The sequence below is a fragment of the Leptolyngbya sp. FACHB-711 genome (assembly GCF_014695615.1).
In the GTDB taxonomy this organism is placed as follows: Bacteria; Cyanobacteriota; Cyanobacteriia; order Elainellales; family Elainellaceae; genus Leptolyngbya_A.
In genome coordinates, this window is the sequence record NZ_JACJOR010000036.1 from 1 (window position 1) to 10,116 (window position 10,116).

6 protein-coding genes are annotated in these 10,116 nt (G+C 46.7%); 4 read left to right on the top strand and 2 right to left on the bottom strand.

The window, feature by feature from the left end:
• The first annotated feature begins 209 nt into the window (after positions 1–209).
• Both H6F80_RS00590 and H6F80_RS00595 read left to right on the top strand, forming a co-directional pair.
• Positions 210–2,147 (top strand): response regulator, encoded by a 1,938-nt coding sequence (locus tag H6F80_RS00590; protein ID WP_190789681.1) that lies wholly within the window; start codon positions 210–212, stop codon positions 2,145–2,147.
• Positions 2,140–6,027: a PAS domain S-box protein gene (locus H6F80_RS00595; RefSeq protein WP_190789682.1), complete on the top strand. Its 3,888-nt coding sequence runs from the start codon at positions 2,140–2,142 to the stop codon at positions 6,025–6,027. Before H6F80_RS00590 ends, H6F80_RS00595 begins: the two co-directional genes overlap by 8 nt.
• A gap of 7 nt (positions 6,028–6,034) precedes the next feature.
• Here H6F80_RS00595 and H6F80_RS00600 read toward each other — a convergent pair whose 3' ends face one another.
• Positions 6,035–7,030, bottom strand: coding sequence for a methyltransferase (locus H6F80_RS00600; RefSeq protein WP_190789683.1), 996 nt, complete (start codon positions 7,028–7,030; stop codon positions 6,035–6,037).
• A gap of 33 nt (positions 7,031–7,063) precedes the next feature.
• A complete protein-coding gene (locus H6F80_RS00605) occupies positions 7,064–7,531 on the bottom strand; it encodes a hypothetical protein (RefSeq protein WP_190789684.1) in 468 nt (155 codons plus the stop codon).
• A 180-nt stretch (positions 7,532–7,711) separates the two neighbouring features.
• Here H6F80_RS00605 and H6F80_RS00610 point away from each other — a divergent pair, with 180 nt between their 5' ends.
• Positions 7,712–9,190, top strand: coding sequence for an ATP-binding response regulator (locus H6F80_RS00610; RefSeq protein ID WP_190789685.1), 1,479 nt, complete (start codon positions 7,712–7,714; stop codon positions 9,188–9,190).
• A 72-nt stretch (positions 9,191–9,262) separates the two neighbouring features.
• Positions 9,263–9,637, top strand: coding sequence for a response regulator (locus H6F80_RS00615; RefSeq protein ID WP_190789686.1), 375 nt, complete (start codon positions 9,263–9,265; stop codon positions 9,635–9,637).
• Positions 9,638–10,116 lie beyond the last annotated feature (479 nt).

The window sequence follows — 10,116 nt, forward strand, 5'->3', positions numbered from 1 at the left end:
CTGCCTCGATTGCTTTAGTGCGGAGGTCGTAGCTGTAGGGGGCGGACATGACCATTTCCCAACTCTCTTCTAGCCTCTATGTTACTGTCCTATCTCTGTTGCGTAGGGCTATAATTTATGCTTGCTCGATTGTTGCGTTCTTGTAAGAATGCTTCAAGACGCAGGATGACCTACCTTACAATCACTTTAGGGTTAGGTAAGCGATAGGTATGCGGGTTTTAGTGGTTGAAGATGATTTGATCGTGACAGATGCGATTACACAATCGCTGAGTGAACATCATTATGCAGTAGACGCAGCAGAGGATGGCGCGATTGGCTGGGAATGCGTTGAGAGCGCGACTTATGACCTGATTTTAATCGATGTAGGATTGCCTAAATTAGATGGGATCACGCTCTGCCAGAGAATTCGCGATCGCGGTTGTGGAACCCCAATCTTGTTAATGACCGCCAAAGATGACAGCACCTATCGGATTCGAGGCTTAGATTCAGGAGCAGATGACTATTTAGCAAAGCCGTTCGACTTGGGAGAGCTTCAAGCCCGAGTTAGAGCCTTGTTGAGGCGGGGAACGGTAGCAGCAAGCCCAGTTTTGACGGTTGGCAAATTACAGCTCGATCCGCGAGCGTGCCAAGTGACCTATGCTGAGAAACTACTGCCGCTGACACCGAAAGAGTATAGTTTGCTCGAATTGTTTTTGCGCCACCCCAGTCGCGTTTTTAGTTGTGGAGACATCATCGAGCACCTTTGGACGTTTGATGATCCGCCCCAAGAAGAAAGCGTTAAATCCCACATTAAAGGATTGCGGCAGAAGCTAAAAGCAGGAGGTGCAGCTAATTGGATTGAGAACGTGTATGGATTGGGATATCGATTACGCGAAGGAATTGAAGCCAATCCGGAACAATCCACGCAGTCCTATGACAGCCAGCTTGCACAGCTTTGGGAACAGTATCGCGGGTTAATGGAAGAACGATTCGCGGTACTGCATCAAGCAGCTCATACTTCCCCCTTATCGATTGAACTGCGAGAAGCAGCAGAAAACGCGGCTCATAAGTTAGCGGGTGTTTTAGGCATGTTCAATTGCGATGAAGGAACACAGATTGCCCGACAGCTTGAAAAACAGTTTGAAGAACAAGCCAAATTACCAGCGGAAGAAGTGCGATCTGCTGAAGCAGAAATCTCTACGAAATCACTGGTTCGGCGCCTGGGCGATATTCTGAATCTTTCGGGTCCGGTTGAAACCGGGGAAAGCCCTCTAAATTCTCCAGAAATGAGGGATTCTGAATCTAAAGTTCTCCATAGTGGGAGATCTAAACAGTCTCTCCGCTCTTGGGCAGTTCTAGCAGTCGATGATGATCCGATCATTCTTGCCACCTTGAAACAACTCCTTGAACCTTGGGGAATGTGCCTTACCGGAATCGATAATCCGCTACAATTTTGGACGGTTTTATCAGCGATCAATCCCGATTTGCTAATTCTGGATGTCGAAATGCCGCAGATGAATGGAGTTGCGCTCTGTCAGGCGATTCGAGCAAATCCAACCTGGCAAAGTTTACCGATCGTCTTTCTTACCGCTCATCAAGATACTGCAACCGTTCAACAAATCTTTGCAGCCGGGGCCGATGACTATGTTGTAAAACCGATTGTGGGGCAAGAATTACTTTCACGGCTTACACAACGGTTAGAGCGATTGCGATTGTTACAAACGTTGAGCACCAAAGATTCGATTACCGGACTTGCAAATCAGTTTTATTCGAGTCAAGCGATCGAAGCTCAATTCCACAATCATCAAACGACTTCCCTTGCAATTCTCTATATTCCAACCCTCAGACAAATCAACATTCAGCAGGGGCACACGGTTGGAAATCAGATTCTCAAACAAACTGGGCAATGTTTGCAATCTAGTTTTTGCAACGGTGAAATTCTTGGCTATTGGAGAAATGGTGAATTCATGATTGCCAGTTCTCACACGACAAAAGCAATGTTTCAGCAGCAATTATCAGAAGTCGTAGCAATGCTGCAACAACAACGGTTTGAAACTCCGAATCTGATTTATCGTTTTGCTGTCGTGGACTATCCAACTGATGGGCTAACGCTACGATCGCTCTATCAAACTGCGAGTCTCTGCTTAGAAGGATCGATTCATGAGTGAAGCACTAACCTCTCAAACTCAACAACTGCAACGAGAAGACTTGATTTCGGTTTTAGAATCCGCTGTGGATTTAATTGGCATTGCCGATGCAACCGGAAAAACCCTCTATGCCAATCAGGCTACACGTCGAACCTTAGGATTTGGGGACGCCGAAGACTTATTACAGAAACCCATTTCAGAATATCATCCGCCCGAAGCTGCTAAAGCTTTGCTTGAAGAAGCTTTTCCGATCGCGCTTCGAGACGGAATCTGGATTGGAGAAACGGCTGTTGTCACGAGAGATAAACGAGAAATTTCAGCTTCTCAAATCATTGTCGCGCATAAAAACCCAGATGGATCGCTCAAATTTATCTCCACGATCATGCGAGATATCACCGCGCAGAAAGCCATTGAAGAGCAACTTCGTCGCAGTAATGCTCTACTAAAAGCCCAACAAGAAGCGTTGATCGATGGCATCTTAGTGGCAGATGAACATCGCAATATCGTGGATTACAATCAGAAGTTTTGCGACATCTGGCGACTGCCCCAGATTTTGCCAACTCAAAATTCTCGACAGATTGCCGAGATGGTTGCAGATCAGCTTGAAGACTCAGAAGCCTTTTTAGCAGGCATCGAAGCGCTTTATCAAAACCTAGATGAAGTCTTTCACGATGAGCTTTTGTTGAGAGATGGGCGGACGATCGAACGGCATAGTAAAGCAGTCAAATCTTCTACTGGCGAGTACTATGGGCGCATTACACTCTTTCGAGATATTAGCGATCGTAAGCAAACCGAGGCGGCTTTGCAACGCAGCGAACAACACTTTCGCAACATTGTAGAAAATGCAAATGATATTTTATTTGTCAATACACCAGAAGGGATTTTTAGCTACGTTTCGCCAAACGTTATTAACGTCATGGGCTACCTGCCCGAAGAAATGATTGGTAAACCATTCCCTCAATTTCTGCATCCTGACGATGCTGAGTCGTGTTTTAAGCTGAACCAACAGATAGTCGAGACCCGTGAACCGGTGGCTGGAACTGAATGTCGATCGCTTTACAAAGACGGCAGCTACCGATGGCAAGTCGTCAACGTTGCGCCGACTCTTGGAGCGGACGGAGAATTACAAATCGTTGGCGTCGCGCGAGACATCCACGATCGTAAATTAACCGAAGAAGCCTTGCGTCTGAGTGAAGCGCGCTATCGGGCGTTCGTGACTGCAACGGCTCAAGCCGTTTGGATGACCAACGCGGTGGGAGAAGTGGTGGAAGATATTCCACTTTGGTGTGCACTAACCGGACGAAGCCAGGTCAGCGCAAATGGTTGGGGATGGCTCGAGAGTATTCACCCAGACGATCGAACTGCAACCGCAGAAGTTTGGCTAGAAGCAGTGAACTCTGGGAAAGTCTACGAAGTAGAGCAACGCATTCAAGTAGCATCTGGCGAGTATCGACTGTTCGCGGTTCGAGGTGTACCGATACTCGATGAGCGAGGCAACATTCAAGAATGGATTGGAACTAAAACCGATATCACTGAGCAAAAACAAGCTGAAGCAATGTTGCTGCATCAAAATGCACTATTGCAAGCTCAACAACAAGCCTTACAGGAGAAAGAAGCACAGTATCGCACTATCTTTGAGGCGATTACTGATGCCTTGTTCATCATGGATCTTGACACAATCACTGTGGTCGAAGTGAACCCTGCTACTTGCCAAATGCATGGGTACTCATACGAGGAGTTTTTGACGTTACATCCATCAGAGTATATTCATCCAGGCAGCATATCGGTATTTCATCGCTTTCTCAAAGCAATGACCTTAAAGCAGCCGTTCTGTGGTGAAGCAGTTGATGTTCGCAAGGATGGCAGCCTGGTTGATGTTGAAGTTAAAGGAACCACCTGTTTTTACAACGGAAAACCGCATGTTTTAGCGATGGTGCGAGATATTAGCGATCGCAAAGCTGCCGAAAAAGCTCTGCAACGTCGAGCCAGGTTAGATCATTTACTTAGCTCTCTTTCTCGGCAATTTATTGACCAGGATGCAGAAACTGCGATTCATAGTGCTTTAGAATCGATCGCCCGTCATATTGGTGCAGAGCGAGGCACAATCTTCGAGTATGACGCTGACCAGACGAGATGCCAATTAGTTTACGAATGGTGTGGGGATGAAATTGCCCCACTGACGTCTGAAGCAAGAGGGGCAAGCATTTTCGAGCATCCCCATTTGCATCAACAGTTTCTCTCAGGACAAGCCCTGCAAACGGTTGATGTTCAGACGATACCAGAAGGACCCGAGCGCCAGCTATTTGTCCGTCAGTCGATTCAATCGGTGCTCGGTGTTCCGGTGATCTATCGAGGTCAGGTGACTGGATTTTTAGCAATAGACACGGTTCATTTTCAGAAGGATTGGAGCCAAGAAGATATTGACTGTCTCAAGCTTGTGAGCGAACTGATCGCGATCGGACGAGCAAGACATAAAGCCGAAACTGATTTACGCATTGCCAAAGAAGCGGCTGAGGCAGCAAATCTAGCCAAGAGTGCATTCTTAGCCAACATGAGCCATGAGTTACGCACACCATTGAATGCAATTTTAGGCTTTTCGCAATTGATAGAACGCGATGCTGCCCTTCCTGATCGCCAACGCGATTCCCTTGCCATTATCAATCGCAGTGGTGAACACTTGCTGAATCTAATCAATGATGTGTTGGAAATGTCAAAGATCGAAGCAGGACGAACAACCTTAAATGTGGTTGCTTTTGATCTGCATCATCTTTTACAGACACTGCAAGAGATGTTTTTGATTCGAGCAAAAGCAAAGAAACTCGCGTTGAATTTTGCGATCGCGCCCAATCTTCCTCAGTACATTCAAACCGATGAAAATAAACTACGCCAGGTCTTAATCAATTTGCTGAGCAATGCAATGAAATTTACAGACAGTGGCAGCATCACGCTAAAAGCAACGGTGCAGTCAGAATTAATGCTGCAATTCAAAGTCCAAGATACGGGACAGGGAATTGCTCCAGAAGAATTTGAGCAGCTATTTCGCCCGTTTATCCAAACCCGTAGCGGTTCTCAGCTGCGAGAAGGCACAGGGCTTGGGTTAACCATTAGTCGTCGATTTGTGCGATTGATGGGTGGAGAAATGCACATTGAATCAACCGTGGGACAAGGATCAACGTTTTCCTTTGAAATTCAAATTGCGATCGCAAATCCGGCAGAAGTTGCACCCACCTCGACTTCAAAACGAGTGCTGCACCTGGCACCGCAGCAACCCCAATATCGAATTTTAGTCGTCGATGATCGGGCTGAGAACCGAGATTTCGTAGAGCAATTGTTAACAATGGTGGGATTTGAAACACAATCAGCAGTGAATGGAGAAGATGCGATCGCACAATGGCAGCAATGGCAACCGCACCTAATTTTGATGGATATGCGAATGCCGACCCTGAATGGCTATGAGGCAACTCGGCAAATTCGAGCACTTGAATCAGCTCAAACTCGACCTAAGATTTTGGCATTAACTGCCAGTGCCTTTGAAGAACAACGCGCTTCAGTTTTGGCGGCTGGCTGCGATGATTTTTTGGCAAAACCCTTTCGAGAGTCTCACTTATTTGAGAAACTAGCTGAGCATCTTGGAGTGAACTATCTGTACGAAGAAGATAACGAACATCCGATTGAAAATTCATCGCATGAGTTAACGTTAACTCGTTCAATGCTAGCGACAATGCCCCAAGATTGGATTGCAGAACTGCATCAAGCCTCGCTCGCTGTCGATGCTGACCGAATCTTGCAATTGGTTCAACGGACTTCAGACGCTAATCTAGCGACTGCATTAACGGAGTTGGTTTACAAGTTCTGTTTTGACGAAATTGCCGAGCTTTCTCAGGAAGCACAAGAAGGCTGAACTTCTGCTAGATTTTTACTGCCTCAATAATGCTAAGCAACGAAGGGGTCGGAATCACGCGCGTCAGTTCAAACCCATTCGATCGCAACAACGATCGATACTCTTCCTCAGTGCGTTCTCGTCCACCTGCCATCAACAGCATAATCACATCGATGAACTTTGCTGGAGAGGGTTCATTTCCCGGTGGAAGGATGCTTTCGATGAGCAACAGCTTGCCATCATCGGGCATCGCTTGATGGCAATTTTTCAGAATGATCGAAGACTTTTCATCATTCCAATCGTGAATAATCCATCGCATCAGGTAAGCATCGCCGCCCGTCGGCACAGACTCAAAGAAGTTTCCGGCAACAGGTTGAATATTCTGATCGACCTGAACGTTGGCAATGATTTCAGGTAAGTCAAACAAAATGCCGTTGAGATGGGGATTTGCTCGCACAATCGTAGAAATTAAGCTCCCTTGCGCTCCGCCCACATCCACAATCGTATTAAATCGAGAGAAGTCATAGCTTGCGACAACTGCTTGCGCGATCGCAGTTCCCATGCTGGTCATCGAATCTGAGAAAACTTTGCCATCTTCAGGATGTTGAGCATAATGCTCCCAGATGGGCATTCCTGCTGCGGCATCAAACGCAATTTCACCTGTCTTTAGGCTATGTAGTCCATTGCTCCAGCCCAGAGAATGGTCATAGCCCATTTGTGCCATTGCTGCACATCGCATCGAGCCAGGACGATTGCTCTTGAGCGTTTCCCCTAATGGAGTGAGCGCAAAATGCTGATCGGACACTTCTGTAAAGATGCCAACACTTGCTAAAGCGCGTAAGAGGCGATAGAGCGATTGCGGATCGGTCTGGGTTCCTGCTGCAAGTTGAGCGATCGTTTGCGGTTGATCATCAAACAAATCTGCAACGCCTAATTTAGCAGCAAGATAAATCGATCGAGCAATCCAAAAGCCACCGATCAAACTCAGCATCGTCTCTTGCGGAGCAACTTCTACTTTTTCCATTGTTATCATGATTCTTTTCGCTCCAGTTAATTTCTAAGCTTCAACAAGCTGGGGCGCAGCCTGATTCAAAAATGCTTCATAGTTGGCAACGAATTGTAGATAGTCCTTCGCCATTTCGGGGGTAAGCAATTCGAGCATAAATTTGTTTTCTACCCAAAATTCGAGCACTTTAAAGGGACCGCGATCGCACAATCGCACCAACCATCCTTCGCGATCGGCGATTTGTGCAATTTGTTCTTGCGAAACCGAAATCGAAAGCGCGGCATGAACAGACGTAAAGTTTTGAGAATTTCCTGAAGAAAAGCCAACTTGTTCTGGCTCTGGAATTAACTGAGTATCAGCCGGATAAAGCTCAATTCCGGTTCCAAAGCTGTCATCGACGATGACCATATAGCTTCCTTCATGGGGAGGAAAGGGAAAACAACGACCCTGCAACACTTCCGCCAGAACATTAGCAACGTGCAACGGATGATCCACGGCGATTGAAATGTGATGAAACATAGTAACCTCTAATTCCTGGTTTGCTGATGTCCCTTACTGTAGGCAACGATCGAGGAGAAGCCGGGGAGTTCTCAATCCGTTTCGCTCATGAATTGGGGAAATCCGTTTTTTTGCTGAGGTTACTTTAGATCCTAGTGATCTGATCTTAAGATCGGGTGGGAGTTCCAATGAAATGCTTCAATGCCTGAGCCTACACCCAAAGCCGACATTCTGGTCATTGACGATACGCCGGAAAATCTCAATCTGTTATCGACCCTGCTGATTGAACACGGCTACAAGGTTCGTAGCGTTACGAAGGGTTCGACGGGCATCCGAGGCGCACAAGTGATGCCGCCGGATTTAATCCTGCTCGATGTGAATATGCCGCAGATGAGCGGCTACGAAGTGTGTCAACATCTGAAAGCCGACGATCGCACCCGTGATATTCCCATCATTTTTATCAGTGCTTTAGAAGCCGTGAGCGACAAAGTAAAGGCATTTCAAGCAGGTGGTGTAGATTACATTACAAAACCCTTTCAGATCGAAGAAGTCCTTGCTCGAATTGAAACCCACCTAACCTTGAGACGCCTTCAGAATCAACTGCAATTTCAGAATGAACAACTTCAGCAAGAAATTCGCGAACGCAAACACGCAGAGGAAAAATTTGCCACCATTTTTCAACAAAGCCCCAACCCGATTGCGATCGTGACCGTTCCTGAAGGGCAATTAATCGAAGTGAACCCTAGTTTTCTCAGCATTAGCGGTTACACACGGGAGCAAGTCATCGGCAATTCGATTACGCAGCTCCATTTAGGGCACGATTCAGCGAATTTTCTGCGTCGTCTTCAAACAACCGAAACCTTTCACAACTTAGAATTTGAACTGCTCACCCACTCCGGCAGTGTCAAAAGTATTTTGCTATCCCTTGATCGCATTGAACTGAACGGAACAACTTACGCTTTACTGATTGCGAACGACATCACTGAACGTAAACGTCTGGAGAACGAATTCATTTCCTTAGTCAGCCATGAGCTACGCACTCCTTTAACCTCAATGATGGGGTCGCTTGATTTACTCAGTAGTGGGCAGTTAGGCAGCTTGACTGAGCAAGGGCAGCACGTTCTCAGTATCGGCGTAAAAAATGCAGAACGCTTGATTCGTTTAATCAATGACATTCTCGACCTCGAACGGATTCGCTCGGGCAAAATCACGATGAATTGGCGATCGTGCGATCTTGCTGACTTAATGACTCAGGCAACTGAAGAAATGCAAGCAATGGCTGATCGCTCCGAAATTCAATTGATTACAGAACCGATGTCAATTTTGCTTAATGCTGATCCCGATCGCATTGTGCAAACCTTGACCAATCTTCTGAGTAATGCAATTAAGTTCTCACCCGCTCAAACAACCGTTCAAATGCAGGCTTACAGTTCAGCTGACACTTCAAGTGTCTGTATTCGTGTTTGTGACCAAGGGCGAGGTATTCCCTTCCATCAGATCCAGACTATCTTTGAGCGATTTCAACAGGTAGATGCATCCGATGCCCGCCAAAAAGGCGGAACCGGGCTTGGACTTTCCATTTGCCGTAACATTATCGAGCAGCACGGTGGCAGGATTTGGGTAGAAAGCACCGTCAACCAAGGCAGCACATTCTATATTGAATTGCCGCTTAACGCTTAATTCAATCGTGTTTCCCCGACTTCTCCCCGATTCAGCGATACCTTATAAGCATTAGGTTGCTAGAGGATTGCGATGAATAAGCAAATTTTGATTGTGGATGACGAAGAAGATGTAAGAGCAATCGCAACACTCGGTCTACAAATGGGAGCGGGCTGGGAAGTTCTCACTGCTAGCTCTGGGGCTGAAGGAATTGCGATCGCAGCTCAACATCACCCCGATGCGATTCTGCTCGATCTGATGATGCCGAACATGGACGGTCGTGCCACTTTACAACACCTCAAGCAACAACCTGAAACTCAATCCATTCCCGTAATCCTGATGACTGCTAAAGTGCAAGCCTCAGAGCAGCACAATCTTCACGATTTAGACGTTGCAGCCATTTTTACCAAACCCTTCCGTCCGCTTACTCTTGCTCAGCAGATTATTGATGTGCTGACTTGGCATTAAGTTGTTAGAGCCAGCCCTTTCAAGGTGCTTCTTTAGCTTTTTTAGATTTCGGCTCACTCAGCAGTCGAGCGGTGGGGGTTATTGCTCAGGGGGTAACAAACGAGGCTAGAATGCAAGGCTGGTGGTAGACAGGGACAACCCAAAGCCCAAAAAATAGGGTGAATCCGAAAAATCACCCCTAATTCAAAAATGTTGCCTTCTATCAAGCTTGTCTACAAGCGCAACTGAGTTCAATCCAATTGCTGGCTTTGAAGATGCTGGTCGCCCTGTTACAGCGAGAACGTCGTGTCAGTATCGAGCGCTTGGCAACCTTGTTTGCTCAACCCATTCAATTTGAAAGTGTTCGTCGAAATATCCAAAGGTTCCTATAGCTTTACGCGATTAGGTTAGAACGCTAGGCTAGGGGAAAACCAGCGTCTAGAAGTGCCTATGCCTTCCCCTTATGGTGACGACCTGCGTCGCAAAGCAATTAATGCCGT